Below are 24,543 nucleotides of genomic sequence, written 5' to 3'. Positions count from 1 at the left end.
TACGACCTCCCTCACGCGTGTTCGACGTCCTGCGGCAGGTCCGCCGTCGGCGCCAGCTCGTCCAGCAGCGCGCGGGTGTGCGCGGGCAGTTCGCCCGCCGGGCCGTGCACGCTGCGGTTCCGCTGCACGACCCACCCCACGGCCCGGTCCAGCCGCGCACCCTCACCGGTGGCGTGCGCGGTGCGCAGCAGCTCGTTCCACAGCCGCTCGTCGGCCGGGGCGGTGCCCAGCGCGCTGTAGACGGCCTGTTCGGCGTGGTCGGCACGCTGGTGGCGCAGGTGCTGCGCGGACAGTTCCAGCGCCAGCTCCGCGACGATCAACTGCTGCTGTACGGGGGCGACGTCGTGTGCCAGCCAGCCGTACCGCCCCTGGGGGCGTTCCGCCAGCAGCGGTCCGCGGGACAGGCCGAGCGCGTCCGTCAGCTGCCGCGCCCGCAGGACGCCCGACAGTTTCGCACCACGGTCGCCTGTGGCGCTGTGGTGCAGCGTGCGCAGCACGTCCCAGTCCGACACGACGGACGCGGGCAGAACGAGGCGGCCCCGGTCGTCGGTGTGCAGTCTGGGCGTGCCGTCGGGTGCGTCGCCGAGCCACAGGGTGAGCTGTTCGATCAACGTGTCGCGCACACCGTTCGTGACACCCTCGGGCCACAGTGCGGACGCGAGGACGCGCGGGTGGACGCCTTCGCGGTTCAGCAGCAGAAGAGCGAGCGCCTCCCGCAGCAGGGCGTCACGGGCACCGTCCGGCTCGTCCAGCCCGATGATCTCGTACGGGCCCATTAGCCGTACGTACACGTCGGGCCGCCCACGGTCGCTCAGATCGGCACGGAACCGCGGACCTGTCCCGCTCTTGAGGCCCGTCAGGGGCGACAGCCCGGCCTCCGGGCCGGACCAACTCTCATCGCCAGCCTCCTCCGGACGGCCGGCACCGGCAAAAAGGTCGACGACTGCCTCGCGCACGGGCGCGGGCAACAGCTGTGCACGGAGCTCAAGCCCCATCCGCGGCGCCCTCAGCTGCCGGTCCCCCGTGATGCCGAACTCCCACAGCGCGCCGGGGAGTTCGGGACGTCCGGTCGCGACGAGACAGCCGATGCCCAGCCGGCCGGCCCCTTCGACCAGCCCGGCCAGCCTCCCGGCCTCCTCGTCGCTCGATTCGGCACCGACAAGGACGAGGTGCGGCGCCCACTGCGGGCCTTGCGTACCCTCCGTACGACCGGTCAGGACGGTGGTCTGCCCGGCGGTACGCAGTGCGGCACGCCGTCGCTCCGTCTCGTCCTCCAGCACGTCGAACAGTCCGGCCATGTCCGCCACATGCCGCACACGCGCGGGAGCGAGCGCCGTCAGATCCTCGCCGAAGCCGACGAGCGTGACGGTCAGCCGGTCCGCCCACCCGGCGGTCGCCAACTCGGCGGCCAGGGACGCCAGTACGCCCGTACGGTGCTCAGCGCTGCCGCTGACCGACACCAGCCCCGGCACGGCCTCCAGGTTCAGCAGCAGCCGCCCCTCGTCGCGCACACCGAGACTGACGAGCGCGGGGTACGGGGCGGGCAGCCGAGCACTGTTCTGCACGCGATTCCGGTCACTGTGTGGACCGTTCTCGCGGTCCTCCACCTCGGTGACATCTGCGCGGGTCACACTCCAGAAGTCGGGGAGGTCCTCGGCGACGCGCCAGGGCGGCGGGGGTCCGGGGGTCTCGCGGGCGAGCTGCAGATGCAGTTCGTCCCCGGCCAGCCAGGCGGCGTAGACGGTGGGCAACGGGCGCTTCCGGGCGGCCAGTTCACGACTCAGGACACGCAGGGCACGGTCGAGGAACCGCGCCGACTCCGGATCCGCCCCGACGAACAGCGCGTCACGGGCGGCCGCGGCCGGCTCGTCGGGCGCGGGCGCCATGTCGCGCGCGACACCCCCAAGGCCGGGGCCCGCCGCGCCGGCGGCCTGCCGCAGGGCGCTGCGCTGCCGCCGCCCGAGCGCGGTCAGCGCGCCGGAGGCGAGCAACGGCGCACCGACGAGAGGCTCGGCCCAGCCGAACGATTCGGCGCCGACGACGGGTGCCTTGCCGGCCGGCACAGCGGGAGCGGTCCGGGTGCTGCCCCCGACGCCGGGACCCCGTATCGCATCCCGCGGATCCGCGCCCTTCCGGTCGACCGCCGCCCCGCTCCGCATGAACGTTTTCCTCCCCGTTGCCCCGACCCACCCCGGGGAACCGCCTCCACCCTGCCCCGGAAGGCTACCGAGCAACACGCCCCACACGTCACATCGGTGCACCACTCACCAGTAACCCCACAGGGAAACGGACACCCCGTCAGGACCGGCCCCGGCGGCACAAGGAGCAGGACAAAACCAACTCGGAGCGGCGGCCCAACCAGCGGAACGAAATCCCGGGTGTAGCCGGACATCCGAAAATCAAGGACGCAGGCACGGGCAAGAACACGGGCAACAACCCAATGAATTCACGTCATCACCCTGGGCATGCACCCCACCCATTCCCGGCATTCGGAAGTTCGCACACTCGCAGGAGAACCCCGAAGGGAACGGACAAGAAAGGAACGGACAAGAAATGACAACACCCCCTCGGCCGGGTAGTTGGCCGAGGGGGTGGAGACAGCCGAGCGGACTCGGACCGTTCGGCGATTCAGCCGCCGGTGACGGTGAGCTGGGCGCCGTCCTGCAGGCTCGCGCCACCGGTCACGTCGACACCGTGACCGGCCAGGTTGACGCCGCCGCTGCCGGCGACGCCGCCCGGCAGGGAGTCGAGGGAGAGGCCGGCCGCCCCGCCCGCCACGGCGTCCAGGTCGTTCTCGGAGATCTCGCGGGTCTCGATCTGGTTGTAGCTCATGACGCACGTCCTTCGGTGGTGAGTTTCTGCGGGATACGGCCGGGACATCTCCAAAGAGGTTCCGACCGTGGGGAGTTGTCCGGCACCGGGGGATTCAGCGCCGGCCACACAGCCCGCTCACGAACATCGATATTCAAACATGCGGACTGAACGCCGAACACCCGGGACCGGCCCCTCGCGGGAAGTTCGAATTACCGCTCACAACTGGACGGTTTTGCCCGATACATGAGCACGAGGTCTTCACATGCTTCACCTCCGCGGCATGCGCAATTCGGGCAGAAACCCGGGAAGAAGCGGTGTCGTACGTGTCCCCGGAAGCCCCCAAAGCCGTCCCCCGGCACGGCTGTTCCACCCCTGGGCCCCACACGACACGTATCCCCCGAAACCCCATTTACACCCCGCACGAGCAGCGCCCACAGCCCAACACGCGCAGTGCCCGACGCCCCGTCACCCCGCACGCCGTCACCACACGCCTCGTCCCCACCCCTGGTTCAGCACGATGTCCTCACACTCCAGGTCCACGAGGGCCCCGGTCTCGGACCGGTGGTACGCGCGGCCGTCCCGGCGTCTCCCCTCCGTACCGTCCGGCACAGCACGGAACCACCGCGGACACACCTCCACGGGCCGCAGCCACCGCTCCCCCGGCACCGGCTCGAAGGACCGTGACGAAGGCTCCGCCTCCACCCACCCCTGCGTCACCACATGGATGCCCCGCACCCGCCCGGCCGTCTCCACAGCCGAATCTCCGTGATTGGTCACTGCCAACAGGCCGGCACGGTCCCCCACTTGACTGAGACTGTCGCCCCACGTGCCCTCGACGAGGTCGCGGGAGTCGATGAGATACAGCCACCACGCCACGTCGTCCCCGACGGAGAACGGCCTACCGCAGCACTCCATCTCCCAGTCCACGTACAGCACGCGCCTCACCATCACACCCCCACCATGCAGCGCGTCCGGCGCGCCCCGCGCGGGGATTTCCTCGTGGCGTGGCAATGCGGGGCCCTGCGGGGTCCAGCTACCGCTGGGAGGTGCCCCCTCCGCCCCAGGGCGGATTGCGTGCCCACACCTCGGCGGGACGCCGTCTAGCGCGCAGCGCGGCTGGGGGCGGGAGGGACCTCGGCTCCCCCTCTTCCCTGCCCGTAGGGCAGGGCTGGGGCCCGGGGCGGGTGCCCCGGAAGAAACGGGTAGGGGCGGGTCTGGGGCCAAGCCCTCATCGCGGCGCGGGCGTTGGGTGCGGTGGGACAGACCTCGCGGGTGCGGTCCGGTGTGCCCACCCGTTCCGCCCCTTGGGCGGACCAGCTGCCCACACCGAAGTTCTCCCTCACTGTTTGCGTGGTCGCGGGTGGGGGTGGGGGTGTAGGGGGCGCCCCGGGACAATAGAGCGTGATTTTCGGGCCGTGCACAGCCAATGAGCGGCCGGCCCGAACATGACCGGGGGCGCGGCCCGTAAATCATGCGTCCCGGGGTCCCCCGGAGCCACCACCCCCACCCCCGCACACCGACAAACCCGACCCCACCCGCACCGCGCCCGCCGCTGTTCGTACTCCGTACCGGCGACCGGCCCCCGTTCCTGACCGATTGTCAGTGGCGTCTGCTCCACTGGTCGGTGGACGCGGGGACACGTTCCGGCCTCGAGGGGGAGGCACGCATGGTGGCGGTCAGGGGTTACGAGAAGCAGGACGGTACGCAGGTCCGGGCGCACAGCCGCATGGCGCCCGGCGCAGGGAAGCAGCTCGCCGTGCTCGCGGCGGTCGTCGTCGCGGTGTTCGCGTTCTCCGGCGGAGGCGGCGCCGGAGAAGGGGCGAACGGCGGGCGGCACGGAGACGGCAGGGCGGACCGCGCCGACGAAGGCGCGGACACAGCCACAGGCACAGGCGCGGACACAGCCGGGAAGTCCGGCCCCACGGCGGACAGTTCGAGGCACGGAGGAGGCGTCCCGGTCGTCCGGATCACGTTCCCGGACGCACCGGTCGAGGGGGCGGACCGGTGAGCGGCCGCGCACGCCGCCCCGTGAGGAGCGCAGCGGCGGCACGGCGAGGCCAGGCAGCGCGCAGGACGCGCAGGACCACGGGCACACGGCGGACCCCGACACGCAGGCGCCGGACAACCCGCCCCACCGCCGGGCCGCGACAGCGGCAACCGCAACGGCGGCGACAGAGCCAACGTCAGAGCGACGAGCGACTGGTCATGCTCGTCGCCATCGGAGGCGGCGCCTTCCTCTGTGTCGCGCTGGTGCAGTGGCTGCTGACGCACTGGTGGATTCTCGCCGCGCTCGCCGCGGCCGCCGTCGTGGCGGGCGCGTGGTGGTGGCAGCGGCGTGGCAGGCGGCAGGAGTGGGAGCGGGCACGGTCCGACGGACTGCGGTACGGGCTGCCCCAGTTGGACGCCCTGCACCACACGCAGTTCGAGTACGCGGTGCGGGACCTGCTCCGCAGGGACGGCTGCGCGGACGCGGAACGGGTGGGCGGCCGCGGCGACTTGGGGGCCGACGTGATCGCGACGGACCCGCAGGGCAGACGCTGGGTGGTGCAGTGCAAGCACCGGCGCGACGGGACGGCCGGTTCTCCCGTGGGCTCACGGGACCTGCAGGCGGTGAACGGGACGGCGCGGCCGGTGCACGGGGCGGATGTCGTCGTGGTGGCGACGAACGGGAGGTTCACGCGGGACGCGGCCGCGTTCGGCGGCAGCCAGAGCATGCATCTTGTGCCGCGTGAGCTGCTGGGCCGCTGGGCCGGCGGTTCGTGGCCGCTGTGGGACCTGCTGCGACACATACCGCCGCGCCCGGCGGGACTGTCGGGACCGCGCAGCCCTGACGGAACCGGTCCGCACGCGTCCTGACCACCGCAGGAGAACGTCACAGGGGAGAGCCCACAGGGGCTCGCAAACGGGCCGCCCCGAACCACCGTCCCGACGCCGACGCCCGCGAAACCGCAAAAGGCGAACCCTCGCGGGACGCGCACACACGCACAGCACACACGCGCGCAGCACGCGCGCAGCGCACACCGCGGACGGCGAAGGACACACACGGCAAAGGTCCCGCGCAGCGAATCGCCCGGGCCCGGAACGCTACTTGGGTTCCGGCCGCCCGAACAGCGGCGCGTGCCCCGGAGGGAGGTGCGCGAGGATCCGGCGGATGAGCGCCTCGTCGGCGCGGGAGGCGATCGCGCCGAGGACGGCGTCCGCGTCCCGGCGGGCCATTTCCGCGCTGCCGCCGTCCCGCGCGGCGAGTTCGTCCAGGAGCCGCTCGGGCGTGAGCGGTTCCGCCGGCGGCTCGTCGGAGCCGGCGTCGATCAGCAGCGGGGCGCAGAGCGGGGGCAGTGCCAGGGCGAGGCGTGTGCGCTCCTCCCCGCCCAGGTGCGCGCCCAGAGTTTCGAGTACGGCCTGTGTGGCGCGGGCGGCCTCTTGCGCGGTCGGGTACTCGCCGCGTTCTGTGACCTGCGCCAGCAGCCCCTCCAAACTCTCGTCCATCCAGTGCTCCTTGTCGTGGTGGTCCAGGGCAGCCTGCCCATCCGGGCACCCTCTCATGACGCCCGTGTCGGACTCACCGCTCCGACGCCGCCCGAAAGGCACCCCGGCGCCACCCCGAAGAAGCCCCGAAAGGGCCCCGAAGAGGCCCCAAGGACCTCTCGTCGCCGTCCCGAAGACGCCCCCACAGCGCCTTCGGGACGGCGCCCTCACGGCGCCCCGAAACAGCCCTCCCCCACGTCACCCCGGATGCGCCGACAGCCCCAGCCCCAACCCGCCGGCCAGCAGCGGCCACGAGGCCCGGAACTCCCGCTCCCAGTGCGGCCATGCGTGCGCCCCGCCCCGGTAGAGGTGGACGGTGGCGGGGATGCCGAGGCGTTCCAGCCGGTCGGCGAAGGACTTGTTGGCCGGCCACACCGAGCTCTCCAGAATGCGCCCGTCCGGCGGGTCCGTACTGTCGCCGCCGCCCAGCAGGCCGGTGCCCGCCGACACGTAGAGCGGTGTGCCGCGCAGCGCCTTGGCCTGCGTGTACGGGTCGTGGGCCGCCCAGTTGCGGTGCTGGAGGACGGGGTTGCCCCACAGGGAGGAGGGGGCGGCCAGTTCGCGGGCGACGATGGCGGACAGCAGGCTCGGCACGCCGGTGAGCCGGGTGTGCGGGAGGCCGCTGTAGGAGGCCGCGGCGGTGAAGGTGCCGGGGCGCCGGGCGGCGAGGGCGAGCGCCCCGTAGCCGCCGGTGGACACGCCGGCGACGACGCGCGGGCCGGCCGCACGGAAGCGGTGCCGGAGTACGGCCATGACCTCGTCGGCGTGGAACGTCTCGTAGTCCTCGCCGCCGCGTCCGCCGTGCCACCAGTCGGTGGGGATGCCGGTCTTACCGGATTCCGGCATGACGGTGATGAGGTCCTTGCCGCGGGTGAAGCTCTCGATGCCGGTCTCCCGGGTCCACGACGTGTACGTGTCGTGGGCGCCCTGCAGCAGGTGCAGGACGGGCCAGGTGCGGTCCGGGTGCCGCCGCCAGTCTGTGGGCAGCAGCACCCGGACGGGCAGGGTGCGGCCGGCCGCCGGGGAGGCGATGCGCAGGTCGACCGTGCGACCGTCCGCCCACTCCTCACCGACGACACGCGCGCCACCCGCACCGGGAACAGCAGAGTCCGGCCGGGAGCCGGCGGGTGCGCCGGAGGCGGCGTGTACGGCGGTCAGTCCGCCCGTTCCCGCGAGCACGCCGGCAGCCGCGGTGAGCAGTCGTCGGCGGGAGGGTCTGCGGTGTTGGGCGGGACTGTCACCGGTGCGGTTGCTGCTCATCGGTCAGGTCACCTTTCGGACTGTGCGAGGTAGGCGGAGAGGTGCCGGCCCAACAGGTCGACGGCGGGCGGGTCGAGCAGTGACAGGTGGTGCCCGTGTACGGGGACGACGGTCAGGTCGTCGCAGTACGCGTTCCAGCCGAGCGATTCGTCGTCCCGCTCGTACCGTTCGTCGCGCACTGTGTGGGGCGCGGCTTCCGTCGCCCGTACGAGCAGCGTGCGGCCGGCGTAGGGGCCGGGTGTGTGCTGTTCGCCGCTGCGCAGGTCGAGGTACGAGGTGCGCTGGTGTTCCAGTACCGCGGCGGGCGGATCCACGGCCTGTTCCAGCGCCTTGACCACGAGGTCGACCTGTCCGCGGTCGTCGAGGAGGGCGAGTTCCTCGTACGGGAGGGGCAGCGGCGCGCCGTACGTGCGCTCCACGTACGCGGCGAACTCGGTGAAGCGGCGGCGGGCCTCGTCCTGCGGGGACAGCTGTGGGGCCGGCAGCGGCAGCACACTGTCGATCAGGACGAGCGCCGCCACGGTGCCGCCTTCCGCGGTCAGCAGGCGCGCGGTTTCCTGTGCGACCAGTCCGCCGTACGACCAGCCGCCCAGCATCCACGGTCCGCCGGGATGCGCCTCCTGGACCAACCGGGCGTATGCGCGGGCGCGTTCGGGGACGGAGTGCAGTTCGGGGAGGCGGTCGAGGCCGTGGCAGGGCCTGCCGGGTCCGAGGCGTTCGGCGAGCGGCAGATAGACGGCGGTGGAGCCGCCCGCGGGGTGGGCGAGGAACAGGGGGCTGCCGGTTCCGCCCTCGGTCAGAGTGCGGAGGGTGCCGCGGTCGGGCCCGCCGAGGTGGGGGCGCAGCCGTTCGGCGATCGTCTCCACGGAGAGCGGAGGTGCGAGGAGTTCGGCCGGTCCGGCCTGCGCCCCTGTACGTGCGGCGACGTCGTCGGCGAACCGGGCGGACTGTGCGCGAGACGGCTCCGACAGGGGTTCGCGGGCGCCGGGTGCGGGTCCGCCGAGTACGGTCTGCCAGGCGGCGGAGACGGCCCGTTCGACGGCGTCGCGCGGGGTCACGCGGTCGGGGCTCTCACCTTCCACTGTCGCAAGCCCCGCTGACGCCACATCAGCAACCGACCGGCTGCGCGCGGCCTCACCTTCTACAGTTTGGCGCGGGGCCACACGACCGACGTGCTCATGTCCCGTTGACCCAGCGCCCGGTGACGACGTGTCAGCGCCCCCACGACCGCGTGCGGCCTCGCCCTCCGCCTCCAGCCAGCGGGCCACGCCCGCGAGGGTGCCCTGCCGCAGGAGGACCTCCAGGGGGACGGTGAGGGCGAACTCCCGCTCCACGAAGGTGCGGATGCGGGCCGCCATGAGGGAGTCGAGGCCGAAGTCCGCCAGCGGAAGGTCCGGGTCCAGCCGGCCGGGGGCGTAGCCGAGCACCTGCCCGACGCCTCCCGCGAGCCGGTCCAGCACGGTGGCCGGACCGCCGTCCGGCTCCGCGGCGCGGACCGGGCCCCCGTCCCGCTCCGTGGCGCGAGCGCCGGATTGCGCATCCGCCACCGGGGTGCCGGACTGTGGCTCCCCGTACGGGTCTTCGGGGTGCGGCCGTCCGTCCTGCGGGACGGCCGCACCGTACAGACGGCCCGTCGTCCAGTGCGGACGGTGCCACCACCGGGGGCCGGGTACGTCGGTGACCCTGCCGCCCGGATGCAGCGCAGCCCGGTTTGCGGGCATGCCGTGCGCCAGCAGGGTCGCCAGCGCGTCCCGGAACGTACGGGCGTCGTCCGTCCCGCGGCGCAGCGTGGGGACGAGCAGCGGACCGTCAGCAGCGGCCGACGGCTCCCCGGACACGGCGGACTCCCCGCACACGGCGTGCAGTGTCTCGGCGAGCGGGTGCAGTTGGGTGGGGTGCGGGGAGATTTCGACGAACGTACGGTGCCCGTCCTCGGCCGCGGCCGTCACGGCCTGCGCGAACCGTACGGGGCGCCGCAGGTTGGCCGCCCAGTAGTCCGCGCCGTATCCCGGCAGGTCCCGCGGCGCGTCCAGCACCGTGGTGTACAGCGGTACGTGCGGTGCCCCGGGGCGCAACCCCTCCAGCCCGGCGGCCAGTTCACCGAGGAGCGGGTCGACGTGCGGCGAGTGTCCTGCGACGGTGACGGGGAGGGGGCGGGCCAGCCCGCCGCATGAGGTCACATGGGCGGCGATGCCGGTGATGTCGTCGTCCGTGCCGGTGACCACGCACTGTGTGGGCGAGGCGTGCACGGCGACCCGCACGCTGGGGAACCGTGCCGAAAGGTGCGCCACTTCTTCCGGCCGCAGTTCGACGGCGGCCATGGCGCCGCCCCGCTGCCGGGCGAGGAGCCGCGACCGTACGGAGATGACCCGCGCGCCGTCCTCCTCGCTCAGTGCGCCCGCCGTCACGGCGGCGGCGACCTCGCCCATCGAGTGCCCGATGACGGCGGCGGGTTCAGCGCCGTGGGCGCGCCACAGTGCTGCCAGGGCGACCTGCAGTCCGTACAGCACGGGCATCACCACGTCGGGCGTGTCCAACTGTGCTTCGGTACCGAGGTGTTCGCGCAGGGAGAGCCCGGCGTGTTCGCGCAGCAGGGGTTCCAGCCTGTCGACGGCCTCCGCGAAGGCGGGTTCCGTGTGCAGGAGCCGCTCCCCCATGCCGGGCCACTGTGTGCCGTATCCGGAGAACACCCACACGGCGTCCTGCCAAGAAGCCTCGGCACCGGTGGCGACCTGTGCCCCGGGGCGTCCCTGGGCGTAGGCGGCGAGCTGCCGCGCGGCGTCGGCGGTGTCCTCCGCGACGACAGCTGCACGGTGCCGTCCGCGCCCAGTTCTGCCGGTCAGTGTCTGCCCCAGGTCGTACGGGTGCACGGTGCGCCCGGCGACGGTGCCCAGCCAGTCGGCGAGTTCACCGGCGTACGTGCGCACCCGTTGCTCCGTGGCGCCGTCCAGCAACAGCACTGCGGGCGCGCCCCCTTCGGCCGGGAGGCCGGCGGGTCGTACGGAGGGCCGGTGTTCCTGCAGAACGGCGTGCGCGTTCGTGCCGCCGAAGCCGAAGGCGGACACGCCGGCGGTCGCGGTGCCGGAGTAGCGGGGCCAGGGCTCCGGGTCGGCCGCCACCCGCAGCCGCAGCGCGTCGAAGTCGATGTGCGGGCTGGGCCGTTCGAAGTGCAGGCTGGCCGGAATCTCGTCGCGGTGCAGCGCGAGCACGGTCTTGACGAGTCCCGTGATGCCGGCTGCCGCTTCCAGGTGCCCGAGGTTGGACTTGACGGAGCCGATGAGCAGCGGCCGGTCCGCGTCCCGTCCCGCACCCAGTACGGCGCCGAGCGCGCCGGCCTCGATGGGGTCGCCGAGGGGTGTCCCGGTGCCGTGCGCCTCGACGTGGTCCACGTCGGCTGCCCGTACACCGGCCGCGGCGCAGGCACGCTCCAACAGGGCCTGCTGTGCCTGCGGGTTGGGGGCGAGCAGCCCGTTGGAGCGGCCGTCGGAGTTGACGGCGGTGGAGCGGACGACGGCCAGGACGCGGTCGCCGTCCCGTTCGGCGTCCGTCAGCCGTTTGAGCACGACCACCGCGCAGCCCTCACCGCGCACCATGCCGTCCGCGTCGGCGTCGAAGGCACGGCAGCGGCCGTTCGGGGCGAGCGCGCCCATCCGCTGGAACGCGAGGGTCAGCGCGGGCGACAGCAGCAGGTTGGCCCCGCCGGCGAGCGCCGTGTCGCACTCGCCCGTGGCGAGACTGCGCACGGCGTGGTGCACGGCGACCAGCGAAGAAGAGCAGGCCGTGTCGAGGGTGAGGCTGGGGCCGCGCAGATCGAGGGCGTACGACAGCCGGTTGGCGGCGATGCTGAGGGCCGCGCCGGGCGGGGTCCAGGCGTCGACGGCGTCCCACTGCGCGGTGGTCAGCTGTGCGTACTCGTTGCCGCTGACGCCGACGTACACGCCGGTCGCCGTGCCGGCCAGCGAGGGCGCTGGGACGGCGGCGTGGTCGAGGGCTTCGCGGGCGACCTCCAGCAGCATGCGCTGCTGCGGGTCCATCACGGCCGCCTCGCGGGGCGGGATGCCGAAGAACTCGGCGTCGAACCCGGCGACATCGTCCAGATAGCCGCCCTGTCTGCTGACGCTCTCCAGAGCGCCGTGCTGTTCCGGTTGCGGGGCTCCGTGCTGTGCGGTGAACGCGTCCCAGCGTCCCCCGGGCACCTCGCCGACAGCGTCGCGGCCCTCGGTGAGCAACTGCCAGAAGGCGTCCGGCCCTTCGGCCCCCGGCAGTCGGCAGCCCACCCCGACGACGGCCACCGGGGGCAGGTCCGGCACGCCGGGGGCGCCGGGGGCGCCGGGTGGACCGGACAGCTCCGCGGCGGGGGTCACGCCGTTCCGGAGCTGTCCGGACTCCCCCGCGCCGCCGGACTGTGCGCCGCGGTGTTCCGGCGGTGTCCGCAGCCGCTCCCGCAGCCGGCCGAGCGTGGGGTGGTCCCACAGCAGTGTGGCGGGCAGCGGTTCGCCGGTGAGCAGGCTCAGTTCGGAGGCGATGGCCACGGCGTCCCCGGAGGCCAGGCCGAGTTCGGCGAACGGCCGGTCGTCGCCGATGTCCTCGGGCCGCAGGCCGTACCGTTCGCACAGCCGCGTCACCACGGTGCGCCGCAGCAGCTCCTCCCGGCCCCGGGAACCGGCGCCGGACGGAGCGCCCTCCGCCACCGTCCCCTCCGACCGTTCCGCCACCGGCTCCTCTGCCGCTGTCGGGTCGACTGCCGGAAGGTTCACACCCGTCCGGCCCGCCGTCGGAGTGCCGCCTGCTGCCCCGGTGGTGCTGTTCACCGTCTCGCTGTCCGTCACAGTGCCCCCTCCAGGTAGCGGGCGCGGCAGGCGGAGCGGGAGACCTTTCCGCTGGAGGTGCGCGGTATCGAACCGGGCGGCACCAGCCGGAAGTCGGCGAGCCGTACGCCGTGGCCGCCGGAGACGACGGCGCGTGCCGCGTCCCGTGCGGAGGTGCGGTCGCTCTCGTCGGGTTCGGCGTCCCGCAGGTGCTCGGCGACGACGACCAGGACCTCCGTGCTCTCCTGCGGGTCCTCGACGGGCACGGTGAACGCCGCCGTGCGGTCGCGGCGCACCACGGGGAGGGAGTCCTGCACGGACTCCTCGATGTCGTGCGGGTAGTGGTTGCGCCCGTCGACGATGACGAGGTCCTTGAGGCGTCCGGTGACGAGCAGCGCGCCGTCGTGCAGTGCGCCCAAGTCGCCTGTACGCAGCCACAGTCCGTCCTCGCCGGGCAGCCGCGCCGCGAAGGTCTCGGCGGACTGCCGCGGCCTGTTGCGGTAGCCGCGGCCGGTGTTGGGCCCCTGCAGCCAGATCTCTCCGACCTCGCCGTCGGGCAGTCCGACGCCGGTGTCCGGGTCGACGATGCGCAGCCGCTGGCCGGCCGGTGTGCCGCAGGTGACCATGTGCACGGCGGCCGTGTCGTCGCCGTCCACGGGCAGCACTTTGCCGTCGCTGAGTGCGGCCCTGTCGACGGACAGCCGTACGGGCGGCCGGCCCGGCGGGTCGGCGCACACGAACACGGTGGCCTCGGCCAGTCCGTACGACGGACAGTGCGCTTCGGGCCGCAGTCCGTACGGTGCGAAGGCGCGGGTGAAACGGTCGACGGTCGCGGGCCGTACGGGTTCGCTGCCGTTGATGAGCGCCCTGACACGTTCCAGCCGGAGCCCGTCGCGTTCGCCCTGCCGCACGCGGCCGGCGCAGTAGTCGTACGCGAAGTTGGGCGCGGCGCTCACCGCGCCGGGGTAGCGGGACAGCAGCCGCAGCCAGCGGACGGGCAGTTCGAGGAAGGCGACGGGGTCCATCAGGACGGACGGGAAGCCGCCGTACAGGGGGGCGGCGACGCTCAGGACGAGGCCCATGTCGTGGAAGAGCGGCAGCCAGCCGACGGTGGTCGTCGCCGAGGGGTCCGCCGCGTACGCCTCCACGGCCTGCCGCGCGTTGGCGACGACGTTCCGGTGCGAGATGACGACGCCCGCGGGTGTGCGGGTGGAGCCGGAGGTGTACTGCAGATAGGCCGCGTCCTCCGGCCCTGGCGTACGGCGCACCGCCTGACCGTCCGTACCGGCCAACTGGTCACCGCCATCCACCATTTGACCACGCGCCAAACTGTCGACGGCGATGACCGTCGCACCGCTGTGACAGTCCCGTACGGCCTCCAGCGAACCCGTGTCGGTGAGCAGGCACGCCGGCCCGCAGTCCTCCAGTACGGCGGCGAGCCTCCCCTCGTGTCCGGGCAGCCCGGGGGCGAACAGCGGGACCGCCACCACTCCCGCGTACAGGCAGCCGAGGAACGCGGCGACGTAGTCGAGCCCCTGGGGCAGCAGCAGGGCGGCCCTGTCTCCCGGCGCCGTCTCCCTCGTGAGCCGTCCGGCGATGCCGAGCGCACGGCTGCGCAGGGCGCTCCAGGTGACGGAGCGGTGGGTGCCGGGTGCGGCCAGGTCGGGGAACTCGACCGCGGTGAACGCGCGCCGTGCGCCGCGCTCTTCGGCCCAGCGGTCGAGCATGCCGGTCAGCAGGGGATCCTGTGGGGAGAGTGCGGGAGACATGAGAAGGACCTCCACGTTGCGGGGGAGACCCCAGGCTCACGAGGGAGCGTCGGTGCGCAAATAGCGGCGCCTGACAAATGTCCCGCGGGAAGCTGTGAGCGGAATGCGAAGACACCTCCATACGCCCAGGTCACCCTGTGGGGCGGAATCCTGATGACCCGTCACGGAGACGTACGGCACACCGGCCGGACTGTGCGCCGTTCTCCGTCCCGCGGTGACAAGCGGCACCGGGCGGCTTGTCACACGTGAAGGAATTGCGGCGGCCGTGCGGACGCGCGTCCGGCGCCGCGGCTAGGGTCCGCGGCCATGAGCCGTGCCCGTTCGACCGCCGTGCTCGCCACCGTGGCACTGTCCGGCTTCATCGCCATGCTGGACAACACTGTCGTGCACGTCGCCCTGCCCTCCCTCCAGCGCGAACTCGCCCTGTCCGCCGAGGAGCTGGAGTGGGTGGCGATCAGCTATGTGCTGACGTTCTCCACTCTGATGCTGCTCGGCGGACGACTGTCGGACCTGGCAGGACGGCGCACCGTGCTCGTGACGGGGCTCGCCGTCTTCACCGGGGCCTCGGTGCTCGCGGGCCTGTCCGGCAGCGGCACCGCACTGATCGCGGCGCGCGCCGTACAGGGCGCGGGCGCCGCGTGCGTGATCCCGGCCTCGCTGGCCGTCGTGGCGGGCGATGTGCCGGAGAAGCGGCGCACGTTCGCCATCGGCGTGTGGACGGCGGCCCTCGCCGTGGCGCTCGCCTCCGGGCCCGTGCTCGGCGGTGTGGTGACCGAACGCTGGGGCTGGGAGTGGGTGTTCCTCCTCAACCTCCCCTTCGGCACGCTCGCCGCGGTGCTCGCCCTCGCCGTCCCGCCGCCCACGGTGCCGTCCCGCCGGCCTGCCGCACTGCTGCGCGTCCTCGACCTTCCCGGCGTCGCACTGTCCGGCGTCGCACTGTTCTTCCTCACGTACGGACTGGTGGAGGGCGGCGAACAGGGCTTCCGTACCGACCCGGTGCCGGCGTGCCTGATGACGGCGGCGGTCGCGGGTCTCGCCTTTCTGCTCGTGGAGGCACGCGCGTTCACCCCGCTCGTCGACCCGCGCGCCTTCCGCATCCGCACGCTCACCGGCGGCGCGGCGGCGCAGGTGCTGTGGGGAGTCGGCGTCAACGGGGTCTTCTTCTTCACGTCCCTCTACCTCCAGCAGATCCTCGGCCTGTCCCCCACCGAGGCCGGACTGGTCTTCCTCCCCCTCGCGCTGGCCCTGCTCGCCATGACGCCCGCCGCGGAGCCTCTCGCCCGCCGCGCGGGCGCCAACTGGGTCATCGCCGCCGGGCTCGCGATGGTCGCGGGTGGACTGCTGTACGTGTCGGCGGCCGGTTCCGGCGCCACGTACGCGAGTCTCCAGCCGGGACTGCTCCTCATCGGCGTGGGCTCGGCGTTCACGGCGCCGATGACCGTGGCGGCGCTCGCCGACGTGCCCGCGGGGCGGTCCGGTACGGCCTCGGGTCTGGTCAGCACGGCACGCGAAGCCTCCGGTGTGTTCGGGGTGGTGCTCGTCGGCGTCGTCCTCGCGCGCCGGCAGCGGGACGCGCTGGCCGCGGGCAGCACGCCGGACGCGGCGTTCCTCGACGGCTACGAGGCGGGGCTGCGGCTCGCCGCGCTGCTCGTGCTGTGCGGTGCGCTCGTCGCGGCGACGACCCTGCGGCGCACCGGACGGCACCGTGGAGCGCGGGCCCCGAAGACCGGACACGGAGCGGCCAGGTCCGGAATGACAGGATCCGGAAGATTCTCCCCGGATGCCGATGAGTTGCACGGCGCCCGGCGGTCTCCCCCTCTGTAAGCCCCGCACACCGGCGGGGCGGATGAGGGAAGGAACGCCATGTCCACCAAGATCTTCGTGAACCTGCCGGTGAAGGACCTGGACCGCTCGCGGGACTTCTTCACCAAGCTCGGCTTCGCCTTCAACCCGGAGTTCTCGGACAGCAACGCGGCCTGTCTGATCATCGGCGACGACATCTACGCGATGCTGCTGACCGAGCCGTTCTTCCGGAACTTCACCAAGAAGCAGATCGCCGACTCCACCACGACGACCGAGTGCATCACCGCGCTCGGCGTGGAGAACCGCGAAGAGGTCGACAGGCTCGTCGAGGCGGCACTCGCCTCCGGCGGCAGCGCCTCCAACGAGACGATGGAGGAAGGGCCCATGTACGGCCGCAGCTTCCAGGACCCGGACGGCCACCTGTGGGAGGTCATCCACATGGACCTGCCCGCCGCCCCGTAACCCCTCCGCCTCCTCCGCACGTCGCGTGGCCCGGGGACCGCCGTCGCGCGGGAGCGTTCTCATCAGGGGGTGTGAGAACGTTCCCAATCGCCGTACACTGTCGCCGGAACCCGCCCCAACGGGCCGGAGAAGCACGGCAGTCGGGCCACGAGGAGGAGCATGAGCACGCAGCGGCGGATCGCGATCGTGGGAGGCGGAGTGCTGGGGGCCGCCCTCGCGCACCGGCTGACGGAGGCGGGGGCGCGGGTCGTCCTGCTGGAGCGCGAGCGCCCGGGAAGCGGCGCCAGCCGGTGGAGCCTGGCCTGGCTGAACTCCAACGCCCGGACGTCGCACGCCTATCACGGGCTGCGCGTGCGCAGCATGGCCGAGTGGGCGAAGCTCGCCGAGCGGGCCGGCGGCGACGGCTGGTACCGCCCCGTGGGCAACCTCCGCTGGTACGGCGACGCCGGCCGGCAGGCCGAATACGCCGCGCAGGTGGGCCTGTTGCGCGAGTGGGGGTACGAGGCGGAGCTGGTGGACCGCGACAAGGCGGCTGCCCTGGAGCCCGCGCTGGAACTCCCGGACGGCGTCGGGGAGGTGGGCTGGTTCCCCGGTGAGGGCTATGTGCTGACGGAGCGGTTCGTCGACGGGCTGCTGCGGCGCGCGGAGGACGCCGGCGCGGAGATCCGTACCGGCGCGGCGGGGCACGCCGTGACGGTCGGCGACGGAGTGGTCGGGACGGCGGACGGCGCACGCCTGCACGCCGACACGGTGGTGTGCTGCGCCGGCCGCTGGACCCCCGAGGTGACCAGGACAGCGGGCGCCGAGGTACCCATCGTCGACCCGTCCCCGCCGGGCTCGGAGTCCCCCGCGCTGGTCGTACGGGTCGGGCCGGTCGCGGCGCCGCCGCTGCGTGTGCTGCACACCCCGCTGGTCCACATGCGGGCGCACGGCGTGGACCTGGTGCATCTGGAGGCCGGGGACATCGACGTCGATCTGCACACGCCCGACGGGGAGTTGGACCGCCTGGCGGCGCTCCTCCTCGACCGGGCCCGCGCCGTCGTACCGGCGCTGCGCGGCGCGGAGGTCGTGGACCGGCAGGTGTGTGTGCGCCCGATGCCGCTGGACGGACTGCCGGCGGTGGGCCACGTGAGCGACCGTACGTACGCGATGGTGACGCACAGCGGCGTGACGCTCGCGGCGGGTCTGGCGGACCTCGCGGCGCGTGAACTCCTGGAGGACGTCCGGCTTCCGGAGCTGGCCCCCTTCCGCCCGGAACGCTTCGGCTGACGGGCAGCGCGAGGACGGAAGGAGCCCGCGTCGTACGGCGTGGAGGTCACGCACTCAGCGGCGTGTCCCCCACGTGCCGTTCCATGAGGGTGAGCAACTCGCGCAGCCCCTCGGACAGTTCGTCCCGGTGACCGGGTGCCAGTCCGGACAGCAGGTCGGCCTCGTAGGCGAGCTGTTTGGGCAGCACGCCGTCGACCAGAGTGCGTCCGGCGTCGGTCAGCGACAGATGGGCGACGCGGCGGTCGCGTCCGTCGGGGCGGCGGGAGACGAGCCCGCGGGACTCCAGTTCCTTGAGGCGTTTGGTGACCGCGGCGCCGGAGGCGAAGGTCTCGCGGGCGATCCGTCCGGGCGTGAGTTCCTCGTCGACGCGGCGCAGCGTGCCGAGGATGTCGAACTCCGGCCTGGTCAGGCCCTCCTGGCGCAGCGGTGCGTCGACGGCCTGCTGGAGGAGCGCCGCGCAGCGGTTGAGGCGGCCGATGAGCGCCATGGGCGCGGTGTCGAGTTCGGGGTGGACGCGGTGCCACTGGCGCAGCACGCCGGCGACGATGTCCTCCCCGTCCTCCGCGCGGTCCGTTCCGCGGCCACCTTCCGCCTGTTGTGCGTCGTGGTCGTTCTCAGCGGCGGTGTCCCCGTTCACGGCCTCTCCTTTCACCTTGGCGGCGCTCCATTGTGCCGCTCTGTTCACGCCGCCATCACCGGAGGGTGGAGTCGGCGTGTGAGCTGTGCGAGCTCGCGGTGTCCCTGGCGTTCCGTGCGGGACACCTGCTCCTCGGGGAGGGCGCGCTGCCACCATTCGCCGGAGGCGGCGTCCATGGCGTCGCGCAGTTCGACCAGTGCGGCCGACAGGTCGTCACGTACGATGCGGGCGGCGTCCGTGCCGAAGGGTGCGCCGGGGGCGAGGAGTTCCCGTACGGCGGTCCGCGCGTCGTCGGCCTGCCGCAGCGCCTTCTCCATGCGGTGCGAGGCCCGGCGGTTGGTGACGACGATGCTGCACAGCAGCCCGATGGCGACGCCGAGCAGGGTGTCGATCCAGCGGTCGGTGACCAGTTCGCCCGGTGCGGTGCGGCTGCCGAACTCGGTCAGCATGAGCGCCATCGGGGTCACACAGACCGAACCCAGCCAGTAGTTGCGGCTGATGAACGCCTCGGCGCCTATCTGGCAGGCGAGCACCAGCAGGATCATCGCCACGTGGCCGGTGTCGATGACCGGCAGCAGCGCGGTGAACAGGACCAGGCCGAGCAGATTGCCGAGGGTGCGCTGGACGGCGCGCTGCCAGGTGACGGTGGTGTTGATCTGGAAGATGGCGGCCGCGGTGACGACGGCCCAGTAGGGGCGTCCGACGCCGAGCGCCAGGGAGGCCCAGCCGGCGAGTGTGCAGCCGACGACGACACGCGCGCCGATCGGCAGCAGTGGCGAACCGGGGGCGAGGCGCCGGAGCACGGCCCGGAAGCCCTGTCCCGCACGGCGTGTCTCCCGGTCCTCGGCGGCGATGCCGTCGAGCTGTGCGGCCTGGGCCGGGGTGAGTTCCACCTCCGGTACGGGCCGGCCGCCGCGCAGGTCGCGGGCCCATCCGGCGCACAGTTCGGCCTCGGCCGCCGCTTGCCGCGCGTCGCCGGCGTCCGGCTGCGTACCTAGTGCCCATTCGGCGCGTACGAGGAGCCGCCGGAGCCCGGCCGGTGCGCCGGGCGCGGCGAGCAGGGTGTGCCAGGCGGCGTTCACGGCGGCGGCCGCGGCGTGCCGCGTACGGGCGGCTCCGTCGTCGCCGTCGGTGCGCAGCAGGGCGGCGGCGGCCTCCAACGCGCGCGCTGTGGCGATGCGTTCGGGTCCGCGCGGGCGGACGAGGGCGGGTGCCATGCAGATGAGCCAGGCGACGGCGCCGCCGAGGAGGGCGACTCCGAGGTGCGCGGGGATCTCGCCGAGCCGCTGGGGGAAGAAGAAGGCGGAGGCGGCGATGAAGGTGAGGACGACGTTGCCGGGCGGGCCGATGCGCGTCGCGTCGCACACCGTCTTGTGCAGCGCGGCGACGACGGAGGCGAGCAGCACGAGGACGGCGGCGGAGTCGGTCAGCGCGGAGGAGAGCAGTCCGATGCCCATGCCGCCGACCATGGCGAGCACGACCCAGACGAGGGCGCGGGCGCGGCGGGCGTACGGCATGCCATGCGCGTAGAGCGCGCACATGGCGCCGCCGGCGCCGTAGATGACGAGGTCGAGGCGGTCGAGTCCGTAGAGCGTGAACAGCACCAGGGCCATGGCGACGGCGGCGCTGAAGGCGTGCTTGTGCCAGATGTCGAGGACGGGCCGCAGCCGCACGGTGCTCTTGACGGGCAGCGGACGGACGCGGGTGGTGACGCTGTGGTCGGCAGGTCTGGCGTGGTTCCCCATGACGTCCAGACTAGCATATATTTCACGCGTAAAATACCTGCGCTCGCACCCTCAGCCCCGCATTCCCCCAGCACACAGCGGCGCGCCGGGGGCAGAACGGGTTCCGTGGACCCGTCCCACCCCCGGCGCGAGAACGCGGGGACTGCCGGCGCGGACGCCGACTCCCGGCCTACCTGCCGGCGCCCGCCATCTGGCTGTTCCGCGACTGGAGGCGGAAGTCCTGGCGTACGGGGTGCCCCTCACGCACCACCACGCGGGCGACCGAGGCGAGCCGGTCGGGCGAGCTGGCGATGACGTTGACGACGCTGCTGTCGGGCAGGCCGGTCGCGGCGTACTCGCCGTTCTGGTCGCTCATGGCCCGTACGAGCTCGCGGCCGTGCGTACCGGTGACCGTGATGGCGACGCCGCTCAGCGCACTGCCGTGCTGGTCGGTGACGCGGCCGGTCAGCATGGGCTCGCTCTGGCCGAACTTGTGCGTGTGCGGGGCGATGGCACTCGGCCCGGGCATCTCGATCGAGGGGTCCTCGACGGGCGGTTCGGCCACCGCCTCCTCGTCCGCACCCTGCTTGGCGAGCGCGCGGCGCTCCTTCCAGATGCCGAGGCCGTGCAGCACGGCGGCGAGCACGAGCCAGCCGACGATCACCCAGATGTGCCGCCAGACCTCGAGGTTGTGGAAGTAGAAGTGACCGCGCAGGGCCTCGATCAGATTGCCCATCGGCATGATCGGATGCAGCGCCCTGAAGAAACCGGGCACCATCTGGACGGGAATCGCGCCACCGCTCGACGGCATGCTGAGCAGCACGAAGATGCCCATCGCCACACCGGGGAAGAACTGCTTCGTGAACGGCACCAGCGCGAGTGATGTCTGCGCGACCGCCTGGGACATCAGGAAGAGGAAGAGGATCGCCAGCGGCTTGGCCGGGATCACGTCCATGCCGAGCGCCACGAAGTACGCGACGACGCTCATGACGGCACTGGCGGCCATCAACGTGACGATCTTCTTGCGCCGGCTGAAGTTCGTCGCCCTCAGCAGCATCATCACCATGACGTACGACGGGATGGTGCACGCCAGCACCAGGTAGAACAGTCCGGTGCCCATGCCGTCGCCCGGGGCCGTCGGTGCGACCTCGTGCATGTGGAGCGGGCTGCCCGACTGCTGGCTGACCGAGGTGAAGGTCTTCTGCAGCACCGACTCCAGGGAGTACCCGTCGGCCTTCGCGGTGAAGAGGTGCGAACCGTCGGTGCCGGGCACGAAGCCGGCGACGGCGTCACGGTCGGTGACGGCTGACTTCGCGGCGGCCGGGTCGGCGACCTGCTTGATGTCGAAGGCGCCCGGGCTCTTCTGGTCCAGCGCGTGCTGGAGCTGCACGGCGGACTGCCCGGGAACCGCCACCTCGACGTGGTGCGGGACCGGGTTGTGGAACGGCAGCAGGTAGCAGACGAGGAAGCCCACGAAGAAGAACGCGGGGAACCAGAGCGTCTGTACCAGCGTGCGCGCCGTCTCGCCGATGGACGAGCGCTTCTCCTCGGCCGCCGCGCCGGCCTCCGCGTCCTCGGCGGCACCCTTCTCGGTGCCCGTCTGCGTCTGGTCCTCCGCCATGGACGTGGTCCGCCTCCCTGGGTGCGTGTGTGAGCTGTGCCTCGGTTACATGGCACAGCCAATAATTAGTAACGCTAACAGAAACATGCAGCCGTGCAAAAATGCACTACTGTAGAGACGTCGAGGAAGACGGCCCAGGCGGCAAGGGACGGGTGAGAGCGCGCACCATGAGCACCATGGATCCGGAGGCCCCCGCGAGCCTGCGCGAGCGCAAGAAGCTGGAGACGCGGAACGCGCTGCGCAGCGCCGCCGTACGGCTGTATCTGGAACACGGTCCCGACGCCGTGACGGTGCACGGCATCTGCGAGGCGGCGGGCGTCTCCCCGCGCACCTTCTTCAACTACTTCGAGACCAAGGACGACGCGGTCTTCGACTGGGACCACCGGCTGACTCACCAACTGGCGACCGGCGTACGCGAACGCCCCGCCGACGAGAGCCCGTTGGACGCGCTGCACCGCACCGTCCACGAGGCCATCCCCGCTCTCGTCGCCGACCCCGGCTGGCGCGACCGCGGCAAACTGCTGCGCGAACACCCCGAGCTGGTGCCGAAGCTGCTGCACAGCAACCGCCGCATGGAAGAGGCCATCGCCTGCGAGGTCGCCGCACGGACCGGCGCCCCCGCGGACGCCCGCTACCCGCGGCTGCTGGCCGCCGCCGGGCTCGCCGCGCTCCGCACGGCCATGCGCGACTGGGACCCGGACAGCGGCGCCGAAGGGCTCCTCGCGCTGACCGACGAGATGTACGGCATGCTCGCCGGCGGACTGCGGCCGCCCGGCACGGACGACGGCTGACCGTCTGTCATCCGGCTTTCACATTCCCGCGGACCCGCGCGCGTGTCAGCCGGGATGCGGGGTGCGGGTCAGCACTTCGCAGCCGTCGGGAGTGACGAGCGCCGTGTCGGAGAAGGCGTACCGGCCCAACTGGCCGTCGAGCAGCCAGGACTGGATGTGGAACGTCATCCCGGCGCGCAGCTCCATGTGGTTGCCGGGCCGGAGCGTACGGCTGCCGCCCATCCAGCCGGGCGGGAAGCCGATCCCGATGAGGTAGCCGCAGTGGTGCCGTTCGTACGTGCCGCCGATGGCCTCGTCGAGGACGGACCGCCAGGTGTGGAAGACCTGTTCGGCGGTGGCGCCCGGCCGCAGGGCGGCGCACAGAGTGCGCATCGCGGCGTGCGAGGCGTCGGCCGCGCGGGCGTTCCGCGCGGCCTCGCGCGGGCCGGGATACCGGAGCCGGGCGAGCGGCGCGTGGTAGCGCCCGTACGCGGCGGACAGTTCGAGGAACACTCCGTCCTGCGGCCCGAACTGCCGTCGTGACCAGGTGAGATGCTCCTGGTCGAGCCGGTCGGTGCTGCGGACGAGCGGGGCGAAGCCCGGCACGTCGCCGCCGGCGCGGTACATGGCGTCGTGCACGGCGGCGGCCACCTCGTGCTCGTACGCCCCGGCGGTCGCGGCCGCGAGACCCGCGCTCATGGCGGTGTCCGACAGGCGGGCCGCCGTACGGATGTGCGCGACTTCGCGCGCGGTGTGCACGGCGCGCTGCAGGGTGAGCAGCTCGCCGCAGTCCGACCAGTCGACGTGCGGCGCACCCGTACGCAGCCTGTCCCATGCGGCGGGCGGCAGACTGAGCGAACCGGCCTGGTAACCGGCTCTCCGTACCGGCGGGGCGAGTTGAGTGAACGCGTCGAACAGTGCCGCGTCCGGGGTGACCGTGTCCGCGTAGCCGTAGTGCTCGCAGCCGTGCGTCTGGGCTGCCGCCGTGGGGGCCTCCATGGCGCGTTCGACGAGAACGGGCGTGCCGTGCAGCGGCAGCAGCAGGGCGGTGAGCGCGAAGTGTCCCTGGTGGTCGAGGCCGGACAGATAGTGGATGTCCTCGGGCGCCGTGACGAGCAGGGTGTCCAGTCCGTCCCGCTCCATCGCGGCACGGGTCCCGGCCCTGCGCTCCTCGTACTCCTCGGCGGGGAAGGCCGGTTCGGGCAGCGGGCCCCCTGGGCCGGAGGATTCGGGACCGGGGGCTTCGGGGCCGGGCTGTTCGGCGCCGGACTGTTCGGCGCTGCGCCGGTCCGCGTGGGGCTGGGGTGACGGCATGCGCCCAGTGTGCGCCGCCGGAGCGGCGCACACGAGGTCACACGCTGAGGGCTTCGCGGACCGCGCTCTCCGCGTGCGCGTCGCCCGCGCCGGACGACGTGATGCGCCCCGCCTCCAGCACCGAGTACCGGGCGGCCGCGCGCAGCGCGAAGCCGATGTGCTGTTCGACGAGCAGGACGGACAGTCCCCCGCGGGCGGCCAGGGAGAGCACCGTCTCCTCGATCTCGGCGACGACGGACGGCTGGATGCCCTCGGTCGGCTCGTCCAGCAGAAGCAGCCGCGGCCGGGTGATCAGAGCGCGGGCCAGGGCGAGTTGCTGCCGCTGCCCGCCGGACAGCAGTCCGGCACGCCGTCCTGTGAACTCGCGCAGCGCGGGAAAACTGTCGAGCGCCTCGGACATCGCCTCACGGGCGCGCGGCTGTCCGTCGGCGACCAGCCGCAGGTTCTCCCGGACGGTGAGCTGCGGGAAGCTCTGCTGTCCCTGCGGTACGTACGCCATGCCGCGCCGTACCCTGCGGTGCGCGGGCAGCCGTGTGATGTCCTCGCCGTCGAGCCAGACTGTGCCCGTTCTGGCCTTCAGCAGTCCTGCGGCGACGCGCAGCAGGGTGGACTTGCCCGCGCCGTTGTGTCCGAGGACGGTGGCGACGCCGTCGGCGGGGGCGGTGAGGGAGACGCCGTGCAGCACTGCGGTGCGGTCGTAACCGGCCGTCAGGTTCTCGATCTCCAGCAGCGGTTCGGCGGGCCGGCCGGACTGTGGTTCGGTCATC

Annotated in this window: 18 protein-coding genes; 6 read left to right on the top strand and 12 right to left on the bottom strand. The window is 72.8% G+C overall.

The genetic code is table 11. The annotated features are described in order from the left end of the window. Positions 1-11: 11 nt before the first annotated feature. The 3 genes from AC3AGO_RS27595 to AC3AGO_RS27585 all read right to left on the bottom strand — a co-directional run bounded on the left by AC3AGO_RS27595 (position 12) and on the right by AC3AGO_RS27585 (position 3,762). A complete protein-coding gene (locus tag AC3AGO_RS27595) occupies positions 12-2,159 on the bottom strand; it encodes an AfsR/SARP family transcriptional regulator (protein WP_487822936.1) in 2,148 nt (715 codons plus the stop codon). A gap of 469 nt (positions 2,160-2,628) precedes the next feature. Further along, on the bottom strand, positions 2,629-2,832 hold the full coding sequence (locus AC3AGO_RS27590; RefSeq protein ID WP_487822935.1) for a hypothetical protein: 204 nt from the start codon (positions 2,830-2,832) through the stop codon (positions 2,629-2,631). Positions 2,833-3,294: 462 nt separating this feature from the next. Then, positions 3,295-3,762 carry a DUF6578 domain-containing protein gene (locus AC3AGO_RS27585; protein WP_487824849.1) on the bottom strand — a complete coding sequence of 156 codons (468 nt, stop codon included), beginning with the start codon at positions 3,760-3,762 and terminating at the stop codon, positions 3,295-3,297. Positions 3,763-4,480: 718 nt separating this feature from the next. Between AC3AGO_RS27585 and AC3AGO_RS27580 the strand changes: the two genes are divergently transcribed. After that, positions 4,481-4,822, top strand: coding sequence for a hypothetical protein (locus AC3AGO_RS27580; protein ID WP_487822934.1), 342 nt, complete (start codon positions 4,481-4,483; stop codon positions 4,820-4,822). Between the two features lie 197 nt (positions 4,823-5,019). Further along, positions 5,020-5,670 carry a restriction endonuclease gene (locus AC3AGO_RS27575; RefSeq protein ID WP_487822933.1) on the top strand — a complete coding sequence of 217 codons (651 nt, stop codon included), beginning with the start codon at positions 5,020-5,022 and terminating at the stop codon, positions 5,668-5,670. 228 nt (positions 5,671-5,898) lie between these two features. On the opposite strand, the gene AC3AGO_RS27570 is transcribed toward AC3AGO_RS27575, so the two are convergent. The 4 genes from AC3AGO_RS27570 to AC3AGO_RS27555 all read right to left on the bottom strand — a co-directional run bounded on the left by AC3AGO_RS27570 (position 5,899) and on the right by AC3AGO_RS27555 (position 14,176). Continuing rightward, on the bottom strand, positions 5,899-6,300 hold the full coding sequence (locus tag AC3AGO_RS27570; RefSeq protein ID WP_487822932.1) for a DUF2267 domain-containing protein: 402 nt from the start codon (positions 6,298-6,300) through the stop codon (positions 5,899-5,901). Between the two features lie 237 nt (positions 6,301-6,537). Continuing rightward, a complete protein-coding gene (locus tag AC3AGO_RS27565) occupies positions 6,538-7,599 on the bottom strand; it encodes an alpha/beta hydrolase (RefSeq protein ID WP_487822931.1) in 1,062 nt (353 codons plus the stop codon). A gap of 8 nt (positions 7,600-7,607) precedes the next feature. After that, the gene (locus tag AC3AGO_RS27560; RefSeq protein ID WP_487822930.1) at positions 7,608-12,428 is read right to left on the bottom strand and encodes a beta-ketoacyl synthase N-terminal-like domain-containing protein; all 4,821 of its coding nucleotides are present in this window, start codon (positions 12,426-12,428) and stop codon (positions 7,608-7,610) included. Continuing rightward, on the bottom strand, positions 12,425-14,176 hold the full coding sequence (locus tag AC3AGO_RS27555; protein WP_487822929.1) for a fatty acyl-AMP ligase: 1,752 nt from the start codon (positions 14,174-14,176) through the stop codon (positions 12,425-12,427). The genes AC3AGO_RS27560 and AC3AGO_RS27555 overlap by 4 nt, the downstream gene beginning before the upstream one ends. Before the next feature lie 306 nt (positions 14,177-14,482). On the opposite strand from AC3AGO_RS27555, the gene AC3AGO_RS27550 reads away from it, so the two are divergent. The 3 genes from AC3AGO_RS27550 to AC3AGO_RS27540 all read left to right on the top strand — a co-directional run bounded on the left by AC3AGO_RS27550 (position 14,483) and on the right by AC3AGO_RS27540 (position 17,710). Next, positions 14,483-16,000, top strand: coding sequence for an MFS transporter (locus tag AC3AGO_RS27550; RefSeq protein ID WP_487822928.1), 1,518 nt, complete (start codon positions 14,483-14,485; stop codon positions 15,998-16,000). A 39-nt stretch (positions 16,001-16,039) separates the two neighbouring features. Continuing rightward, positions 16,040-16,441: a VOC family protein gene (locus tag AC3AGO_RS27545; RefSeq protein ID WP_487822927.1), complete on the top strand. Its 402-nt coding sequence runs from the start codon at positions 16,040-16,042 to the stop codon at positions 16,439-16,441. Positions 16,442-16,600: 159 nt separating this feature from the next. Continuing rightward, on the top strand, positions 16,601-17,710 hold the full coding sequence (locus AC3AGO_RS27540; RefSeq protein WP_487822926.1) for an NAD(P)/FAD-dependent oxidoreductase: 1,110 nt from the start codon (positions 16,601-16,603) through the stop codon (positions 17,708-17,710). 46 nt (positions 17,711-17,756) lie between these two features. Here AC3AGO_RS27540 and AC3AGO_RS27535 read toward each other — a convergent pair whose 3' ends face one another. From AC3AGO_RS27535 to AC3AGO_RS27525, 3 genes are all read right to left on the bottom strand, one after another. Continuing rightward, complete coding sequence (locus AC3AGO_RS27535) at positions 17,757-18,257, bottom strand: MarR family winged helix-turn-helix transcriptional regulator (protein ID WP_487824848.1); 501 nt, start codon at positions 18,255-18,257, stop codon at positions 17,757-17,759. Between the two features lie 134 nt (positions 18,258-18,391). Further along, positions 18,392-20,092, bottom strand: coding sequence for an FUSC family protein (locus tag AC3AGO_RS27530; protein ID WP_487822925.1), 1,701 nt, complete (start codon positions 20,090-20,092; stop codon positions 18,392-18,394). Between the two features lie 169 nt (positions 20,093-20,261). Next, positions 20,262-21,692: a carboxypeptidase regulatory-like domain-containing protein gene (locus AC3AGO_RS27525; RefSeq protein ID WP_487822924.1), complete on the bottom strand. Its 1,431-nt coding sequence runs from the start codon at positions 21,690-21,692 to the stop codon at positions 20,262-20,264. 167 nt (positions 21,693-21,859) lie between these two features. Here AC3AGO_RS27525 and AC3AGO_RS27520 point away from each other — a divergent pair, with 167 nt between their 5' ends. Continuing rightward, positions 21,860-22,483, top strand: coding sequence for a TetR/AcrR family transcriptional regulator (locus tag AC3AGO_RS27520; RefSeq protein ID WP_487822923.1), 624 nt, complete (start codon positions 21,860-21,862; stop codon positions 22,481-22,483). Between the two features lie 45 nt (positions 22,484-22,528). Here AC3AGO_RS27520 and AC3AGO_RS27515 read toward each other — a convergent pair whose 3' ends face one another. Next, complete coding sequence (locus AC3AGO_RS27515; RefSeq protein WP_487822922.1) at positions 22,529-23,776, bottom strand: M24 family metallopeptidase; 1,248 nt, start codon at positions 23,774-23,776, stop codon at positions 22,529-22,531. A 37-nt stretch (positions 23,777-23,813) separates the two neighbouring features. After that, positions 23,814-24,542 (bottom strand): urea ABC transporter ATP-binding subunit UrtE, encoded by a 729-nt coding sequence (gene urtE, locus AC3AGO_RS27510; RefSeq protein WP_487822921.1) that lies wholly within the window; start codon positions 24,540-24,542, stop codon positions 23,814-23,816. Position 24,543 lies beyond the last annotated feature (1 nt).

This window comes from Streptomyces sp. BL1 (assembly GCF_057628045.1).
Note: the sequence above shows the minus strand (reverse complement) of the source record. Positions and strands in the feature narration are given on the sequence as shown.